Annotated in this window: 18 protein-coding genes; 5 read left to right on the plus strand and 13 right to left on the minus strand. The window is 72.1% G+C overall.

The window, feature by feature from the left end:
• Positions 1-26: 26 nt before the first annotated feature.
• The 5 genes from AB0J68_RS03125 to AB0J68_RS03145 all read right to left on the minus strand — a co-directional run bounded on the left by AB0J68_RS03125 (position 27) and on the right by AB0J68_RS03145 (position 5,350).
• Positions 27-1,250: an LCP family protein gene (locus AB0J68_RS03125; protein WP_363935803.1), complete on the minus strand. Its 1,224-nt coding sequence runs from the start codon at positions 1,248-1,250 to the stop codon at positions 27-29.
• 76 nt (positions 1,251-1,326) lie between these two features.
• Positions 1,327-2,304: an NAD-dependent epimerase/dehydratase family protein gene (locus AB0J68_RS03130; protein WP_355240412.1), complete on the minus strand. Its 978-nt coding sequence runs from the start codon at positions 2,302-2,304 to the stop codon at positions 1,327-1,329.
• 81 nt (positions 2,305-2,385) lie between these two features.
• Positions 2,386-4,077 carry a cation acetate symporter gene (locus AB0J68_RS03135; protein ID WP_354857360.1) on the minus strand — a complete coding sequence of 564 codons (1,692 nt, stop codon included), beginning with the start codon at positions 4,075-4,077 and terminating at the stop codon, positions 2,386-2,388.
• Positions 4,055-4,420, minus strand: a complete 366-nt coding sequence (locus AB0J68_RS03140) for a DUF485 domain-containing protein (protein ID WP_234582629.1) — start codon at positions 4,418-4,420, stop codon at positions 4,055-4,057. Before AB0J68_RS03140 ends, AB0J68_RS03135 begins: the two co-directional genes overlap by 23 nt.
• 177 nt (positions 4,421-4,597) lie before the next feature.
• Positions 4,598-5,350: a flavin reductase family protein gene (locus tag AB0J68_RS03145; RefSeq protein ID WP_354857369.1), complete on the minus strand. Its 753-nt coding sequence runs from the start codon at positions 5,348-5,350 to the stop codon at positions 4,598-4,600.
• Positions 5,351-5,812: 462 nt separating this feature from the next.
• Between AB0J68_RS03145 and AB0J68_RS03150 the strand changes: the two genes are divergently transcribed.
• Together AB0J68_RS03150 and AB0J68_RS03155 are read left to right on the plus strand one after the other, a co-directional pair.
• Complete coding sequence (locus AB0J68_RS03150) at positions 5,813-6,598, plus strand: helix-turn-helix transcriptional regulator (protein WP_354857357.1); 786 nt, start codon at positions 5,813-5,815, stop codon at positions 6,596-6,598.
• Positions 6,595-6,810, plus strand: coding sequence for a DUF397 domain-containing protein (locus AB0J68_RS03155; RefSeq protein ID WP_363935805.1), 216 nt, complete (start codon positions 6,595-6,597; stop codon positions 6,808-6,810). Before AB0J68_RS03150 ends, AB0J68_RS03155 begins: the two co-directional genes overlap by 4 nt.
• On the opposite strand, the gene AB0J68_RS03160 is transcribed toward AB0J68_RS03155, so the two are convergent.
• Positions 6,807-8,510, minus strand: coding sequence for an ABC transporter permease (locus tag AB0J68_RS03160; RefSeq protein ID WP_363935808.1), 1,704 nt, complete (start codon positions 8,508-8,510; stop codon positions 6,807-6,809). The two genes, AB0J68_RS03155 and AB0J68_RS03160, sit on opposite strands and share 4 nt — an antisense overlap.
• Positions 8,495-9,259, minus strand: coding sequence for an ABC transporter ATP-binding protein (locus AB0J68_RS03165; RefSeq protein WP_266247300.1), 765 nt, complete (start codon positions 9,257-9,259; stop codon positions 8,495-8,497). Before AB0J68_RS03165 ends, AB0J68_RS03160 begins: the two co-directional genes overlap by 16 nt.
• A 122-nt stretch (positions 9,260-9,381) precedes the next feature.
• Here AB0J68_RS03165 and AB0J68_RS03170 point away from each other — a divergent pair, with 122 nt between their 5' ends.
• Complete coding sequence (locus tag AB0J68_RS03170; protein ID WP_363935846.1) at positions 9,382-9,843, plus strand: hypothetical protein; 462 nt, start codon at positions 9,382-9,384, stop codon at positions 9,841-9,843.
• Complete coding sequence (locus AB0J68_RS03175) at positions 9,840-10,193, plus strand: hypothetical protein (RefSeq protein WP_363935811.1); 354 nt, start codon at positions 9,840-9,842, stop codon at positions 10,191-10,193. Before AB0J68_RS03170 ends, AB0J68_RS03175 begins: the two co-directional genes overlap by 4 nt.
• 93 nt (positions 10,194-10,286) lie before the next feature.
• Here the strand turns inward: AB0J68_RS03175 and AB0J68_RS03180 are convergent, their stop codons facing one another.
• Genes AB0J68_RS03180 through AB0J68_RS03190 form a run of 3 tightly spaced genes read right to left on the minus strand, consistent with a single transcriptional unit; the run spans position 10,287 to position 13,730 of the window.
• Entirely contained in the window at positions 10,287-11,927 is a 1,641-nt protein-coding gene (locus AB0J68_RS03180) for a cation acetate symporter (RefSeq protein ID WP_354857351.1), read from the minus strand.
• Between the two features lies 1 nt (position 11,928).
• A complete protein-coding gene (locus AB0J68_RS03185) occupies positions 11,929-12,342 on the minus strand; it encodes a hypothetical protein (protein ID WP_354857349.1) in 414 nt (137 codons plus the stop codon).
• A 44-nt stretch (positions 12,343-12,386) separates the two neighbouring features.
• Positions 12,387-13,730: a DUF4173 domain-containing protein gene (locus AB0J68_RS03190; protein WP_363935816.1), complete on the minus strand. Its 1,344-nt coding sequence runs from the start codon at positions 13,728-13,730 to the stop codon at positions 12,387-12,389.
• Between the two features lie 82 nt (positions 13,731-13,812).
• Between AB0J68_RS03190 and AB0J68_RS03195 the strand changes: the two genes are divergently transcribed.
• Positions 13,813-14,439: a hypothetical protein gene (locus tag AB0J68_RS03195; protein ID WP_363935819.1), complete on the plus strand. Its 627-nt coding sequence runs from the start codon at positions 13,813-13,815 to the stop codon at positions 14,437-14,439.
• 109 nt (positions 14,440-14,548) lie between these two features.
• Here the strand turns inward: AB0J68_RS03195 and AB0J68_RS03200 are convergent, their stop codons facing one another.
• The 3 genes from AB0J68_RS03200 to AB0J68_RS03210 form a co-directional block, all read right to left on the minus strand.
• Entirely contained in the window at positions 14,549-15,625 is a 1,077-nt protein-coding gene (locus tag AB0J68_RS03200) for a HAMP domain-containing sensor histidine kinase (RefSeq protein WP_363935822.1), read from the minus strand.
• Positions 15,622-16,299, minus strand: a complete 678-nt coding sequence (locus AB0J68_RS03205; protein ID WP_355063457.1) for a response regulator transcription factor — start codon at positions 16,297-16,299, stop codon at positions 15,622-15,624. Before AB0J68_RS03205 ends, AB0J68_RS03200 begins: the two co-directional genes overlap by 4 nt.
• Positions 16,300-16,471: 172 nt before the next feature.
• The gene (locus tag AB0J68_RS03210) at positions 16,472-17,134 is read right to left on the minus strand and encodes a DUF5701 family protein (protein ID WP_355063459.1); all 663 of its coding nucleotides are present in this window, start codon (positions 17,132-17,134) and stop codon (positions 16,472-16,474) included.
• Between the last annotated feature and the right edge of the window lie 48 nt (positions 17,135-17,182).

The raw sequence follows: 17,182 nt of genomic DNA on the forward strand, positions 1-17,182 counted from the left end.
GCCGCCGACGCGGTCCACCCCTGCGCTCAGCCGCCGTCGGTGCTCTTCGGCGGGTTGGCCTTGATCCAGTCCGCCATGGTGTCCGCCGACATGGCCCGGTACATCGCCAGCGCCTTCTCCCGGTCGGACACCACCACCGACTCGCCGTTGATGGTGTCGCTGCCCGAGTTGGGGCTGGTCAGGAACGTGAGGTTCTGCCCACGCAGGTTGCGGAACTGCACCGCCATGTCCGTCACCGAGAAGCCCTGGTCGACGGTCACCGCGGCGGTCACCGACTTGAGGAAGTCGTTGAGCTTCTTCGGGTTCGCCAGGGTGCCGGTGCTCGCCGCCTTGTCCATCAGCGCCCGGAGGAACTCCTGCTGGTGCCGCATCCGGGCGAAGTCGCCGTCCGGGAACTGCTTGCGCTGCCGGATCCAGTCCAGCGCCTCGGCGCCGTCCATGTGGTTGGTGCCCTTGGTGAACGTCCGGTACGGCTTGTGGATCGAGGTGATCGTCCGCTCCACCTTCAGGTCCACTCCGCCGAGGGCGTCGGTGACCTCCTTGAAACCGCCGAAGTCGATCGCCATCACGTGGTCGATCCGGACGTCGGTGAAGCACTCCACGGTGCGGACCGCCAGCGGCAGGCCACCGAACGCGAACGCCGCGTTGATCTTCGCGCGCTGGCCGGAGCCGCAGTCCGCCCCGGCGCTCTGCGGGATCGGCACGTACAGGTCACGCGGGATGGAGACCAGGTACGCCGACTGGTGGTCGGCCGGGATGTGCATCACGATGACCGTGTCGGCCCGCCACTGGCTCTTGGTGTCGACCGGCGCGTCCGGGTCCCGGGAGTCGCTGCCGACCAGCAGGATGTTCAACGCGCCGTCGACGGGCTTCGCCGGCCGACCGCCGGTGATCTCCGCGAACGGGTCCGTGCGGGCCAGGTCGTTGTCGAGGTTGCGCGCGTACAGCCAGGCGCCCAGGCCGCCGAGCAGCGCGAGCACCAGCACCGCGATCCCGGCCACCAGGCCGATCCGTCCCCAGCGCGGCCGGGGGCCACGCCGTCCCGGCCCGCCGGCCCCACCGGGCCCGCCCGGTCCCGTCGGCCCCGCCGGGCCGCCCGGACCGGGCTGCTGCTCGTCGTACGGCGGGTACCAGCGCGCCTCGGCGGGACGCGCGCGTCCGGAGGCGCCCCGGTCGGGGCTGGGCACCGAGGCGCGCCCGGCGCTGCGGTGCAGGTGCGGGTGAGGAACGCCGGCAGAGGTCGCTGACATGTAACTCAGGGTACGTAGCGGGAGCCACTACCGCCCTCAGGCGACACTCAGCTCGCGGTGCTCCGCCGTGAGCTGGTTACCCTAGCCGCGCCCGGAAATACTCGATCGTGCGTCGCAGGCCGTCTTCGGGCGTTACGGTCGGCTCGTATCCGAGCAGTTCACGGGCGAGGGTCAGATCGGGGCGGCGCATCTCCGGGTCGTCCGAGCTGCGGGTGATGTACGTCACCTGCGAGCTGCTGTCGGAGAGTGACACGATCAATTCGGCGAGTTGACGCATGGACATCTCGTGCTCGGTGCCGCAGTTGACCGGGCCGGTCTCGGTCGAGTCGAGCAGCAGCAGGATGCCCCGCACCAGGTCCTCGACGAAGCAGATCGACCGGGTCTGGTTGCCGGTGCCGTGCACGGTGATCGGCTCGCCGCGCAGCGCCTGGGAGATGAAGGTGGGGATGGCCCGGCCGTCGTCCGGGCGCATCCGCGGGCCGTACGTGTTGAAGATCCGGACGATCGCCGCGTCCAGCCCGCGGTAGCGGTGGTACGCCATCGTGGCCGCCTCGGAGAAGCGCTTCGCCTCGTCGTAGACGCTGCGGACGCCGATGGGGTTGACGTTGCCCCAGTAGGTCTCGCGCTGCGGGTGCTCCTTCGGGTCCCCGTACGCCTCGGAGGTGGAGGCCATCAGGAACCGGGCGCCGTCGGCGACCGCGCGCTCCAGCAGGTGCAGGGTGCCCACCGAGCCGACCCGGAGAATCTCCACGGGCAGTTGCGCGAAGTCGGTGGGGCTGGCCGGCGAGGCCATGTGCAGGATCGCGTCGAACCGCTCGGCCAGCGCCGGGTGGTGCGTCGGCAGGCCGTCGGAGAGGTCCGCCTCGACCAGGGTGAAGGTTGGCCGGTCGAGCAGGTGGGCGACGTTCTCCTTGGAGCCGGTGACGAAGTTGTCCAGCGCCACCACCGTGCAGCCCCGGGCGATCAGGGAGTCGACCAGGTGCGACGGGACGAAACCGGCGCCGCCGGTGACGAGAACGCGGTGACCGGAACCGAAGCGCTCAGCAACCTTCATGCCGGTCAGCCTACCGACCCCTGTTTACCGCAAGAGGCCCCCTGTTGACGCGTGGCGTCAACAGGGGGCCCGTGCCGCGGGTCAGTGGGCGCCCGAACCGGTGAGGGCGCGCACCTCCAGTTCCGCGTACTTCGCCTCGTCGTTCTCCTTCGAGATGAGGGTGCCGATCCACCCGCACAGGAAGCCGAACGGGATGGAGAGGATGCCCGGGTTGGACAGCGGGAACCACTGCCAGTCGTGGTCCGGGAACATCGACGTCGCCGCGCCCGAGACCACCGGCGAGAAGAACACCAGCAGCACGGCCGAGAGCAGACCGCCGTAGATCGCCCACACCGCGCCGGAGGTGTTGAACCGCCGCCAGAACAGGCTGTAGAGGATCGCCGGCAGGTTGCCCGAGGCGGCGACCGCGAAGGCCAGCGCCACGAGGAACGCCACGTTGAGGTTCTGCGCGTAGATCGACAGGAGGATGGAGATCGCGCCGATCACCAGGGCGGAGATCCGGGCGACCCGTACCTCCTGGCGCTCCGACGTCTCGCCCTTCTTCAGGACGTTCGCGTAGAAGTCGTGCGCCAGGCTGGACGAGGAGGCCAGGGTCAACCCGGCGACCACCGCCAGGATGGTGGCGAAGGCGACCGCCGCGATGATCGCGAGCAGGGCCGCTCCACCGAGGTCGCCGCCGAAGAAGTCGATGCCGAGCGCCTCGGCCAGCTGCGGCGCGGCGGTGTTGCCGGCCTTGTCCTGCGCGGTGATCGCCTTGCTGCCCACCAGCGCCGCCGCACCGAAGCCGAGGGCCAGGGTGAGCAGGTAGAAGGTGCCGATGATGCCGATGGCCCAGAGCACGCTCTTGCGGGCCGCCTTGGCGGTCGGCACGGTGTAGAAGCGGATCAGGATGTGCGGCAGGCCGGCCGTGCCGAGCACCAGCGCGATGCCGAGCGACAGCAGGTCGACCTTGTTGTAGAAGGTCTGTGTCGCGTTACCCGCCACCTCGACGCCGTAGCGCAACCCCGGTTCGAGGAACGCGCTGCCCTTGCCCGAGGACGCGGCGGCGTCGCCGAGCAGCGACGACAGGTTGAACTTGTACTTCGCCAGCACCAGGATGGTCATCAGCAGCGCGCCGGTCATCAGCAGGAACGCCTTGACGATCTGCACGTAGGTGGTGCCCTTCATGCCACCCACGGTCACGTAGATGATCATCAGAGCGCCGACCATGATGATGGTCGCCACCTTGGCGGTGGCCGCGTCCATGCCGAGGAAGGTCGTTCCCGGCTTGATGCCGAGCAGCAGCGCGACCAGCGCGCCGGCGCCCACCATCTGGGCCAGCAGGTAGAAGATCGACACCGTGATGGTGGAGACCGCCGCCGCCGTCCGCACCGGACGCTGACGCATCCGGAAGGCCAGCACGTCGGCCATCGTGTACCGGCCGGAGTTGCGCAGCAGTTCGGCGACCAGCAGGAGCGCCACCAGCCAGGCGACCAGGAAGCCGATCGAGTAGAGGAAGCCGTCGTAGCCGTAGAGGGCGATGATGCCGGCGATGCCGAGGAACGAGGCGGCGGACATGTAGTCGCCGCCGATCGCCATGCCGTTCTGGAAGCCGGAGAAGGAACGACCGCCCGCGTAGAAGTCGGTCGCCGTCTTCGTCTGCCGGCTGGCCCAGATGGTGATGCCCAGGGTCACCGCCACGAACACCAGGAACAACGTGATCGTCAGGTTGCGGGCCGTGTGGTTGCCGGCCTCGGCCGCGAGGAGCGGATTAGCCACGAGGACCGTCTTCATGGGTCACCTCCCCGATCTCGGCACGGATCCGGTCGGCGACCGGGTCGATCTTCCGGTCCGCGTACCGGGAGTAGAGCCAGGCGATCACGAACGTGGAGACGAACTGGAGCAGGCCGAAGACCAGCGCGACATTGATGTTGCTGCCGAACAGCTTCGTGCCCATGAAGTCCCGGGCGTACGCGGAGAGAATGACGTAGAGCGCATACCACAGGAAGAACGCGACGGTCATCGGGAAGACGAAGCCGCGTAGCGCGCGGCGCAGCCCGGCGAACTCGTCCGACCGTTGCACGGCCAGGTACTTGTCCGGCTGGGAAGCGGTCGGCGCGGGTGTGTCCGTGGACATCTGTGGATCACCACCTTCACAGGCGTCGGGGGTAGTTTCGCGCACCGTAGAGAGCAGGCTCCCCGACGGGGAAGGCCGAGATCGACCCTGGTCGTCGAGTGCGCCGAGCGGTTGGCTGGCTGCGCCGAGTGACCCAGGTCACTCCGGTGACCGGTCGGTCCGGACGGGCGGCCCAGGTCAGCCCGGCAGCTCGTGGTAGCGCCCCCGGTAGTGCAGCAGCGGCGTGGCCTCCTCGGCCAGGTCGACCACCTCGATGGTGGCCTCCACCAGCAGACCCCAGCCGTACTCTCGGGCGGTGTCCAGGCGGCAGCCCACCCAGCCGCCGGCGTCGGTCGGCACCGGCCCGTAGGGCGTCTCGGTCCACGTGCCGGTGGCGAACAGCCCACCCGGGGCGGGAAAGAGGCCGGCGAACCGGTCGGCGAGCTGGCGGTGCGCCGGGCCGAGCGGCGCGACCGCGAACCGTCCCGCCTCCTCGACAGCGGCCCAGAGGTCGGACTCCGCGTCGATCAACCCGAGCAGCCGGTCCGGCTCCCCCTCGGCGACCAGGGTGGACGAGACGGTCAGGCCCGCCGGGCCGGGCGCCGTCCAGAGGGTCACCGGCGCGGCGAGCCGGCCCCGCAGCCGGCGGACCGGCGACCGCTGCCCGGTCGGCACCGCGAACGGGTCGGTGTGGTGGATCTCGGCACCCGGCTCATGATTCACGTGAAACATTGTGCCGCCCCGGCCCCGCGCCCAACCCAGGAAGCGCTCGTGCAGGTCGGCGGGTCGCCCGTTGAGCCGGGCCAGCTGATCGCCCGCCTCCACCATCAGAGTGCCCAGGTAGACCAGCAGCGCGGTGCGGTCGTACCGGTAGTCGGCGAGCAGCGCCAGCCGCGCCGGCTGGCACGGCCAGGGCGCGCCGCAGCCCCGACACCGCCACAGCGGCCGCATCGGCACGTGCGGCCGGCTCACCACGGCCCTCCGTTCGCCAGCACCGGCAGCACCCGCCGGCCTTCGCGCGCTCTGGGCGGAGGACGGCTCGCTGTGGTGTCCGGCGTCCGGGCGCGACATGCCGCGCCCCGGCCCGCGCCGCCCCGGGCGCCGCCCGTCGGCCGCGCGCCCGCCGGTGGCCGATCCGGCACGGCCGTCGACACCACGGCCTTCCTCCTGAAGTACGACCACCGCGCCCCGTTCCCACCGAGGACTGACCCGATCATGAGCGATCCCCTCCCAGTCGACGAGGGCCGCCCCGATCGGGGGATGACCGGGGCGGCCCGACGCAGGACCGACCGCCGGGACGTCGCCTCCACCGGCCGGGCCGCGCGTTCTCCACCCTGGACTCCCGGCTGCGGGCAGGGGAGGATTCCAGGGCTTACTACGCAGCGCGGTCACGTACTTACCGGGAAGGTAAGGATGAACATCGAGATGTGGGTACGGGCGTTGAAGGCCGCCCGGGCGGGTGCCGAGGTTTCCCAGGAAGCGCTGGCGACCGTGATCAGGTGGAGTCCGTCCACGGTGGCCGCCATCGAGACCGGTCGACGCCGGCCGACCATGGAGTTCGCGGTCGCCGCGGACGACGCTCTCGCCACCGGCGGCCTCCTCGCCGAACTCCTCAGGGCCGCCGACCAGGAACGCGGTCCGTCCTGGTTCGCGCAGTGGCGCGAATACGAGCAGCGAGCCCTGCGCTTGCGCGCCTTCGAGGCGTGCCTGGTCCCCGGACTGCTCCAGACCGAGGCGTATGCCCGCGCCGTTATCTCGGCGGGTGGACTACATCCGCCGAACATGGTCGACGAGCTTGTTGCAGTCCGGCTGGAACGTCAGAAGCTGCTGGTCCGGGAGGTGCCGCCGCACTGCGTCTTCCTGGTGGACGAGACGGGCCTTCGTCGCCCCGTCGGTGGGCCTGCGGTGCTCGACGCCCAGCTCGGTCGACTGCAGGAAGTGGCAGACCTGCCATTCGTCCGGCTGCACGTCATTCCACTGGCGGTGGGCGAGCATGTCGGGCTCGGTGGTGGCTTTGTGCTCGCCGATCTGCCGGACCGGGACAGGGCGCTCTACCTGGAGAATGCCGTCCGGGGACACGTCATGGACGACCCGGAAATGATCGCCTTGATCGATCGCAAGTGGGATAGCCTGCTCGGCGAAGCACTGTCCACCGGCGCCTCGCTGGATCTGATCCGGAAGCTGAAGGTGACGCAATGACGATGAGCGAGCCAGGCTGGCGCACGTCGACCCGGTCGACCGACTCCGGCGGCAACTGCGTCGAGGTGGCGGACAATCTGCCCGGAGTCGTGCTGGTCCGGGACAGCAAGGATCGCTCCGGTCCGACGCTCACCTTCGCTCCGGCCGCCTGGCGTGACTTCGTCGCCCAGGCCGCCCAGAGGGCCCACGGCACCGGTCGGAACGCCGGTTAACGACGCGGGGTGACCGTGGCCAGCAGTTCCGGCTGACGGCGGTCCAGCACGTCACCGGCCAGGTACGCGCCCAGCAGCGCCGCCCCCAGCCCGTACGCCGCGCCGACCGGGAGGGCCAGCCAGAGCCAGGCGTCGCCGAGCAGCGCGGCGGCCACCACCATCGGCACCGCGACCACCGCCGTGGTGATCATGGACAGCAGGGTGAGCAGGCCCTTCGCCACGCCCGCGCCACTGTTCATCGCGAACGGGTTGCTCGTCTCCGGCAGCGCGTACGCCGCGAGCACCGAGACGAAACTGTTCACCGCCAACCCGACACCGTAGGTGGCAACCAGGCTGCCGACCATCAGCCCGATCCATGCCGGTCGAGCGAGCAGCGCCGACAGCACCACCGCGACGACCGCCAGCATCGGCAGGACGTACAGCGAGAACGCGGTCATCCGCGCGCGCAGCTCGACCCGGCCGGGCACGCCGGCCACGACGTTCGCCGCGTACGCGTTGCCGTCGAAGCCGAACTGGTTGGCCAGGGTGACCGACGCGAGCACGCCGACGAAGAGCAGCGAGATGGTGACCACGACCGGCGAGCTGTCGCTGGTGGCCGCCGTGAACCCCGCGCCGTCCTCGGCCGCGAAGTCCCCGCCCGTGACATTGATCAACACGGGTACGAAGATGCCGACCACCGCGATCGTGATCAGGCTGGCCCGGCGACGGGCGTCCCGCCACCAGTAACGGGCCTCCCGGGCGACCAGCGCGCCGAACCGGTCCCGTCGGGCCCAGCCCGCGGCCCGGGGAAACAGTTGGGCGACCGCCCCACCGGTGACGCCGCGCTGGGCGGGGGCCTTGCCGGTGCTCGCCGTGCCCACCATCGCCGACTCCAGCGAGCGGGACCACCAGGCCAGCAGGGCGACGATCGCCGCCACCGTGATCAGCAGCTTGAGCGGGGCGGCCCACACCCGTCCCTGCGCCACGTCGATGCCGGCGGTCCAGGGTGCCCCGAACGGCGTCCACCCGAGCACCGTCGCGGCACCGGTCAGCCGGGTCCAGTCCGTCTCGCGCAGCGCCGCCAGGCCGAAGACCTGCAACGGACCGAGCAGCGCGGCGGCCACCGCCAGCAGCACGGCCGCCAGATCCCGCACCCGGCGGGACCGCAACATACTGGCGAATGCGCTGGTCACCGCCCGGCTGGCGGCCACGCAGAGCAACAACCCGGCGAGTACGCCGACCAGGGCCACCAGGCCGGCGGACCAGCCGCCCAACGCCCACGCGGTTAGCACCAACCCCAGCACGGCGACCGACATCGCCAGCACCGGCACGCTGACCAGCGCGGCGGCGAACAGGCCGGTGACCAGCGTGCGGCGCGGCAGCGGCAGCAGCGCGAACCGGGCCGGGTCCAGGGTCTCGTCCACGCCGAAGAAGACCAGGGGCAGCAGCAGCCAACCGAGCACCAGCAGGCCACCGCCGGCGGCCGCGACCAGCACCGCGTACCGGCCGTTGCCGGCCAGGCCCGGCGCGGCGAAGAGGAAGAAGGCGCTGGCCGCGAACCACAGCCCGACCAGCGCGCCACCGATGAACAGCGCGATCCGCCAGCCCTGACCCCGGAAGTTGTTGCCCATCACCCGCAGCTTGAGCCGCACGAAGTGCCGGGCGGAGACCGTCCGCGCCGGACCGGCGGGCGCGGCGGCGACGTTCACCGGGAGAGCCATGACAGCTCGTCACCGGTCGCGGTGCGCCCGCCGACCACCTCGACGAAGACCTGCTCCAGCGACCGGCCGCCGCGGACGTCAGCGATCGTGCCGACCCGCTTGATGGCCCCCTGGGCGAGGATCGCCACGTGCGAGCACAGCCGCTCGACGACCTCCATCACGTGACTGGAGAAGATCACCGTGCCACCGCCGGCCGCGTACCGGGTGAGGATGTCGCGGATCAGCGCCGCCGACACCGGGTCGACCGCCTCGAACGGCTCGTCCAGCACCAGCACCCGGGGGCCGTGCAGCAGCGCGCAGGCCAGGCCGATCTTCTTCTTCATGCCCGCCGAGTAGTCCACCACCAGCGTCCGGCCGGCGTCGCCGAGCGCCAGCACGTCGAGCAGTTCCGCAGCCCGCTGGTCGACCACCGCCGGGTCCATCCCCCGCAGCAGTCCGTGGTACGCCAGCAGCTCCGCACCGGTCAGCCGGTCGAACAGCCGTACCCCGTCGGGCATCACGCCGAGCAGCCGCTTGGCCGCGACCGGATCGCGCCAGACGTCCTGGCCGAGCACCCACGCCGAACCGGCGTCCGGCCGCAACAGCCCGACCGCCATCGACAGGGTGGTGGTCTTGCCGGCGCCGTTCGGGCCGAGCAGACCGTAGAAGGAGCCGGCCGGTACGTCCAGATCGACGCCCGCCACCGCGATCGTGCCGTCGAACCGCTTCGCCAGGCCACGCAGCGCGAGCGCGGGGTGCTCACCAGTCATGGGCCCGACGTTATCCGTCGATCGCCAGTTCCGCCGTCCGGCGGCGGATGGACCCGGGGTCATCCCCGAGTCGGAGTTCGTAGCCTTCCCTCGACTTCTGAAGTAGTGTTGAGGTCGTGTCCATGCCCTTGGAGTCCGTGCCGTTCTCGGAGCTGCTGCGGCAGCCGGCCGAGACAGCCGAGCGGCTGTCCCGCGCTCGTGCGGTGCGGCTGCGCCGCCGCGACGCCGCTGACCTGGTGCTGATGTCCGCCGATCGGGCGGCGGCCGAGGGTGAGGTGGTGGACCTGACCGCCCGGCTGCTGGCCAGCGTCGTGCGCCGGGACCCGACCCTGGTGCGGGAGGCACTGCCGACCGTGTTGCCGTGGGTACGGTTCCTGCCGCCCGACGACCGTGAGCAGATGGCCAACGAATTCGTCGAGACGGCGGAGGCCGCCGCAGCGGTGGGAAACACCGCCGCCGTGTCCCAGTTGCTCGCCGAGTGGCGGCACACCGCCGAGATCCACGCGGACCCCGACCTGCACCGGGTCTTGGCCGCCCCCAGTTCCGGCGACTTCGGGGCGGTGCCCCGCCCGGCCGCAGAGTGAGCGCCAAGCGAGGCGACCGGGCAGCGCCGCCACCCCGCCCCGGTGGCTACGTCCTGCGATTCGCCACGAACGACGCGGCCAAGGGCTGGGAGGAACTGTGTCGCCAGGCCGCAGCCAACACCCGCGCCGCCTTCGACGCCATCGAATCCGACCCTTGCCCCTCCCCGCCGACCAGCAGGCATCACCCCCTCAAGGGCTCTCTCGCCACCGCCGCGCACAACGGGAAGACACTGCCGCAGTGGCAGTACGAGGTCACCGCCGGTGGCCGCATCTGGTATCTCCCCGACCACGACACCCGCACCTGCTGGGTCAAACACGCAGGCACGGGTCACCCCAGGGCGACCGACTGAGCATGGCCGTCGCCATATCGCCGATGTGAGGCTGTGCAGACGTCCGGATGGCCCCACCTCGCCGATCTGGAGTGGATCAACTAGGCGCGCTGCCTACAGGCGCAACGCTTCGGGGGTGTGCAGGCGCAGCATGGTGGCGGCGACGTCGGCCGGCGCCCGTCGGCGGGTCGCCATGGACACCGCGACCATCACGGTGAACGCCAGCGGCACCGTCCAGGCGGCCGGCTGCGCGGTGAGCGTGGCGGGCCAGCCCGACAGCGGCGGGCCGAGCACGGTGACCAGCACCGCTCCGATCGCCGCCCCACCGCCGGCCAGCACACCGGCGGCGGCGCCCAGGTCGGTCAGCCCTCGCCACCAGATGCCGAGCACCAGCAGCGGGCAGAAGCTCGACGCGGCGACCGCGAAGGCCAACCCGACCACCTGGGACACGTCCAGCCCGGAGACGTGCAGGGCCAGCGCCGTCGGCACGCCCCCGGCGATGATGGTGGCCAGCCGGAAGCCGCGCACCGAGCCCCGGCCGAGCACGTCCGTCGAGATCACCCCGGCGACACTGGTCAGCAGCCCCGACGAGGTGGAGAGGAAAGCCGCGAACGCTCCCGCCGCGACCAGCGCGGCGAGCAGCCGCCCGACCAGCCCGTCACCGAGGGCCGCGCCGGGCAGCAACACCACCACCGCGTCGGTCTGCCCGCTGACGAGCAGCTGCGGTGTGTAGATCCGGCCCAGCACCCCGTACAGGGTGGGCAGCAGATAGAAGGCACCGACCAGGGCCAGGACCACCAGCGTCGTCCGCCGCGCCGCCGCGCCGTCGGGGTTGGTGTAGAAACGGACCAGCACATGCGGCAGGCCCATCGTGCCGAGGAACGTGGCCAGGATCAGGGAGTACGTCCCGAACAGGCCCCGGTCGTCGTCGCCGGCCGCGCTGGGCAGCAACCAGTCCCCCGCGTCGGTGGCCACCCCGGACACCTCCGGCACCGGGTCACCGGCGGCGAAGGACAGCTCGTCGCCGGGGCGTACCTCTCGGATGTCGCCGTCGGCCAGGGTGAGGGTCGCGCGGTGCTCGACCACGACTGTGGTCGCGGCCCGGAACGTCGGCCCGTCGGGCGGCGTCACCGCCGGGCGGCCGTCGGCCTGCCACTGCAACGCCAGGAAGATCACCGGTACGGCGAGAGCGGTCAACTTGAGCCAGTACTGGAACGCCTGGACGAAGGTGATCGCCCGCATCCCGCCGAGCGCCACGTTCGCGGTGACCACGGCGGCCACCAGAAGGGCGCCCACGGGGTACGGGGAGCCGGCCACCGTGGCCAGGGTGAGCCCGGCGCCCTGCAACTGCGGCACCAGGTAGAGCCAACCGATGAAGATCACGAAAGCCGTGGCGAGGATGCGCAGGCGACGGGACCCCAGCCGCAGCTCGCAGAAGTCGGGCAGCGTGAACGCGCCGGAGCGGCGCAGCGGCGCGGCCACGAACAGCAGCAGGGCCAGGTAGCCGGCAGCGAACCCGACCGGATACCAGAGGACGTCCACGCCGTACTTGAGGACGAGGCCGGCGATGCCGAGGAAGCTCGCGGCCGACAGGTACTCCCCGCCGATGGCGGCGGCGTTCCAGGTCGGACTGATCGCCCGGGACGCGACCAGGAAGTCGGACGTGGTCCGTGCCAGCCGCAGCCCGTAGAAACCAATCCCGACGGTGACCAGCGTGACCGCAACGATGGCCGGAACCACGTAGTCGTTGCCCACGTCAGCGCTCCGGCCGCTGCACCAGGTCGGTGAAGTCCTGCTCGTTGCGCTCGGCCAGCCGCACGTACGCCCAACCCACGGCGATCAGGAACGGGAACGAGACCAAGCCGAGCAGCAGCCAGGGCAGGTTGACGCCGGCCACGGTGGTCCGGCCGAGCGACGGTGCGATGGCGAACAGCCAGGGCAGCCCGCCCAGCCCGATGACGACCACCAGCGACAGCCGCAACGCCAGCGCGAGCTGGGCACGGACCAGGCCGCGAACCAGCGCCTCGCCGACCTGGGTCTGCTGGGCCAACTCGGCGCGGGTCCGCTCGGAGCGGGTGTCCCGCCGGGTGATGTCGGCCAACACGATCCGGGCCCGCCGGGGCGGCGGTACCGCACCGCCCGACCCCACGTCAGACAGTTGCTCGGCCACCCCGGCAGTCTTGCCCGCCCAGCGCGATTGTCAAGCGTTCGCGCTCACCAGCGCAGCTGAGCGGCACAGTTCGCCGCGCTGCTGGTCACCTGGGTCGCGTCCAGGACGGACCGGGCCCGTTCCCGGCCGAGGTTCGTCGCCCAAAAGCCGTCCTCGGGCAGCTCGAAGGCGATCCCCCGAAGCGCGCACGTCCGCATCGGCTCGGGCAGCCGGGCCAGGGCCGGTACGGCATCGGCCGACAGCCCGGAGAGGTAGGTGAGGTCGAGGCGGCCGGTTTCGAGGTACCTGTCGACGTTCCGGTCCGCGATCAGTCGGTCCGGGTTGACCAGGGCCAACCCCAGCAGCGCCAGCACCGCGGTGCCGATCACCAGTCGGGGCAACCAGTCGGCCCGTAGCCGCGCCACCGCCACGCCGACCAGGACGAAGAGCACTCCGAGCGACAGCTCGACGGTCGCCACGAAGAGCCGCAGCCGGGTGGCGCCGTACGCGTCGGCATAGACCTGCATGCGGTAGAGCGACGAGGCGACGACGACCAGGCTGAGTGCCGTGAGCACACCGAGCAGCACCCGGACCAGCAGCCGGTCGGCACCGGTGGCCTTCGGTGCCCGGCGGGCCGCGACGGCGATCACCAGCAGGGTGAGCGCGGTGACGGCGAGCAGTTGCCAGAACCCGCTTCGGGCGTACTCGGCGTAGGTGAGGCCGGCCGTACGCAACACGTGCCCCGCGCCTCCGAAGAACACGGTCAACTGCACCAGTACGAAGGCGGCGAACAGGGCGTCGAGCAGCACCAGGGGCAGGGCCCATTCCAGCCGGTGCACCGGCCGGCCCGGCTTCGCGCGCAGACTGTCCAGGTCGGGCGGCCGGCTGACCAGGTACGCGCCGCCGAGCAGGCCCAGGCCGATCAGCCCGAGGCGTACCAACCAGCCGACCACACCGCCCGGCGAGATGTCCGGCAGGAGGCCCGCCAGCAGATCGGCGAAGACCGCGTCGGCGGAGGAGAACAGCAGGCCGAACAGTGTCAGCAGACCGACCGAGATCGCCAGGCTGGTCACGATCCGCCCGATCCCGGGCCCGGACGAGCGGGTGCGGTGCAGCCCGCGTACCGCCCAGGGGAGCGCTCGGACCGTCGCGGCCGGCGGCAGCGTCACGGCCAGCAGCATCCCGAACGGGGTCCGGCCACCGGTCACCGCGAGCGTCGCGGTCACCGCGGCGGCGAGCAGGCAGAGCACGAAGAGCCAACCGGCGGCCCGGACCGTGCCGACGGCGATCAGCGCGACCGTCGCGGCAGCCCAGGCGACCTGCGCCGCCCGCCCCGGTGCCCCCGTGGCACCGGGACGGACGGTGGTCGCGGCCCCTGACGAAGCCGCCGCCGGGGTCGGACCCGGCACGGCGGTTGGAGCCGCCGGAGCGGTTGGACCCGGTGCAGCGGTTGCAGCCGGCACGGCGGTTGCAGCCGGTGCAGCGGTTGGCGTGGCCGCGGAGGGAGTCGGCGCAGCCGTCGCGGCTGGCGGGGCCGGCGTGGCCGCCGGTGGCCGTGCGGCGCTGGTGGCGGCAGTCGTGGCGGCGTCCGGAGTCGACGCGAGGGTGGTGGCTCCCGCAGTTGCGGCTGGCGTGCCGGCGGAGGTCGACTCGGCGGTGGCCGCAGCGGGCGCAGTGGTCAGCGGCGGTGCGCCCGGTGCGCTGGGCGGCAGTCCCGGTCGGGGATCCGGTGCAGGGGACGCGGCGCGTTCGGTCAGGTCGGTTGCGGCGGACGGCGTGCCGGACCGGACGACGACTTTGGCGGTGGCGAGCGCGGCGGTGGCCGCCAATGCGGCGACCAGCCAGCCCAGTCCGGGCCGGACCACAGTCAGCACCGAGGCGCCGACGACCGCCGCCGCCGTCAACACGCCCAGGAGCAGCGGATGGGCGGTGCCGGTCGGCCCCGGCCAGCACCGCGCGAGCAGCGACGGTGGCCGTGGTCGGACGGGCTGGGCCGGCCAGGGTTGCGGTGGCCAGGGTTGGGGCCGGCCGGCCGTCGGCGGAGGCGTCGGCCCGGGGCCGACCCAGGCCTGGCCGGGCTGGGCGGCCTGGCCGGGCTGGGCGGCCTGGCCAGGCTGAGCGGGCTGGCCGGGCTGAGCGGGCTGGCCGGGCTGGGAGGCCTGGGCGGGCGGGGTGGGCTGCGGTCCGGTCGGTCCGGTGGCCGGTGCGGACGTGCTGCCGGGGCTGGTCATGCGGCCTCTTCTCGGTGTGGCCCGTTGCTCGGGATGGTGACCCGGATGCGGCAACCGGGCTGGGAGTTTCTGGCGGCTCCGGCCGGGTCGAGGACCCCGATCTGACCGCCGTGCAGTTCGACGACCCAGCGGGCGATGGCCAGGCCCAGGCCGGTCCCACCGCCGGCCGCCCGGTCGCCGCGGGTGAACCGCTCGAACACCCGGGAACGCTCGGTCGTCGGAATGCCCTGCCCCTCGTCGCTCACCTCGACGTGGAGTTGGCCGGCGTGTTCCTCGGCGCTCACCCGCACGGTGCCGCCGGGTGGGCTGTGCCGCGCCGCGTTGTCCAGCAGGTTCGCGAACACCTGGTGCAGCCGCCACGGGTCCGCGCGCACGGTCAGCGGCACCGCCAACTCGCGGAGTCGGAAGTCCACGTCGAGCCCCGCTCCGGCGGCGCTGGCGGTGGCGTGCTCCACCGCCTCGTCCAGGAAGTCCCCCACGTCAATGCGGACCCGGCGCAGCGGCACCACCCCGGCGTCGAGACGGGACAGGTCGAGCAGGTCGGCGACGAGGTGGCCGAGCCGTTCGGTCTGGGACAGCGCCGCGCGCAGGGCCGCGGGCTCCGGCTCGGCCACCCCGTCCACCATGTTCTCCAGTACGCCCTGCAAGGCGGTGATCGGCGTACGCAGCTCGTGGGAGACGTTGGCGATCAGCTCGCGCCGGCGCTGGTCCGCCGCGTGCAGGTCCTCGGCCATCTTGTTGAACGCCTGGGCCAGCTCACCCACCTCGTCGCGGGAGGTGGCGCGCACCCGACGGGTGTAGTCGCCGCGGGCCATCGCCCCGGCGGCCGCCGTCATCTCGCGCAGCGGCGAGGTCATCCCGTGGGCGAGCACCTGCGAGGTGACCAGCGCGATGCAGATGACGGTGATCGACGTGCCCGGCGGGAGCCAGCCGATGCCGTACCAGAAGTAGCCGATGGCCACCGCCCAGGAGGCGACCAGCAGGACGCCGAGCTTCATCTTGATCGAGCGGACCGGGTCCAGCGGGCGAGGCAGCGCCCGGTCCAGCCAGTCCACCACCCGGTGGTTGGTCACGCGGGCACCTCCAGGGCGTACCCGACGCCGTGCACGGTCCGGATGAGGTCGGCGCCGAGCTTGCGCCGCAGGGCCTTGACGTGGCTGTCCACGGTGCGGGTGCCGGTGCCTTCGGCCCAGCCCCACACGTCGGCGAGCAGCCGCTCCCGGGGAAGCACGGTGCGGGGCCGACCGGCGAGGTGGATCAGGAGGTCGAACTCGGTCGGTGTGAGGTGCACGTCCGCGCCGGAGCGCCGAACCCGCCGCTCGGCCTCGTTGATTTCGATGTCGCCGAGCCGGATGGCGGGTGCCGCGGGGGTCGCGGCCCGTTCCATCCGGCGCAGCAGCACGTGTACGCGGGCAGCCAGCTCGCGCATCGAGAACGGCTTGGTGAGGTAGTCGTCCGCGCCGACCGCGAGCCCGACCAGCAGATCGGTCTCGTCGTCGCGGGCGGTGAGCATCAGCACCGGCACCGGCCGGACGGCCTGGATCCGCCGGCACACCTCCAGGCCGTCGAAGCCGGGCAGCATCACGTCGAGGACGACGAGGTCCGGCTGGCCGGTCCGGAACCGCTCGACCGCGCTGGGGCCGTCCGTGGCGATCTCCACGGCGAAACCCTCGGCGCGGAGTCGGGCGGCGACCGACTCGGCGATGGTGCGTTCGTCCTCGACGACCAGGACCCGGCGTTCCTTCATGGGGTCTGACTGTAGGGAGCCACCGTGGAGATCAGTGGGTGGCATTGTGAATAACCTGTGGAGAACGGTTCACCCCTGTGGATAACCCGAGGGCCACGACAGGTGGCCTCGGCGAACGCCCGAGCCTCGTTGTGGACGATCGAGCGAGCCGTCGGGGTGGCCCGTGCGCCGGTTACTCCAGGCCGACGCGGACCGGACGCGCCGAGGCGGAGCCGAGCCAGGTGTGCGGATTGCCGTACCAGCACCAGCCCAGCTTCGGGGCGCCCTGGCTGATCCACAGGGCGGGCACCCGCTTGTCACCGCACCGGGAGCCGACCAGCGAGAAGCACCTGTTGCTGGCCAGCGCCTCCGGATAAAGCGTGATGAAGGCGAGCCCCTCGTCGATGGTGAGTGGCAGCCGATCCTGGGCGGTCATGCCCTCCATCGCCGCGGCCGGGGCGAGGTTGCGGAACTCCTCGCCCCGGTCGACGTCGAAGAGGAGGTACGCCGGCCCGGCGGGCACCTCCAGCTCCTTGATCGGGTCGAAGCGCGGCAGGTCGTCCTCGGCGTAGTGCCGGTCGAGGAAGCCGGGCTTGCGCTTGCCGGCCAGGGTGGTGAGTGCGAGCCGGGGCTCCACCCCGACCAGGTCCCGCGTGACGACCAGCAGGAACGGCACCCGGGCGTCGGTGGGCGCGGGCAGGCCGGCGGCGCCGTCGACCGCGCGGGCCCGCAGCGGCGCGACCAGGTCACGGAAGGCGCTCTCGGGCATCCCGGCCAGGGCCGGATAGCCCAGTCGCACCAGGTGGTCGAGTTGGCGGTCGAACTCGGTCTCGGCGTCGAACGGAGTCTCGTGCACGGCGGCCTCCCGGTTGTCGTATCGGCTATCGTACAACGTACGGGAGGG

Source organism: Micromonospora sp. NPDC049580 (assembly GCF_040675595.1).
GTDB lineage: Bacteria > Actinomycetota > Actinomycetes > Mycobacteriales > Micromonosporaceae > Micromonospora.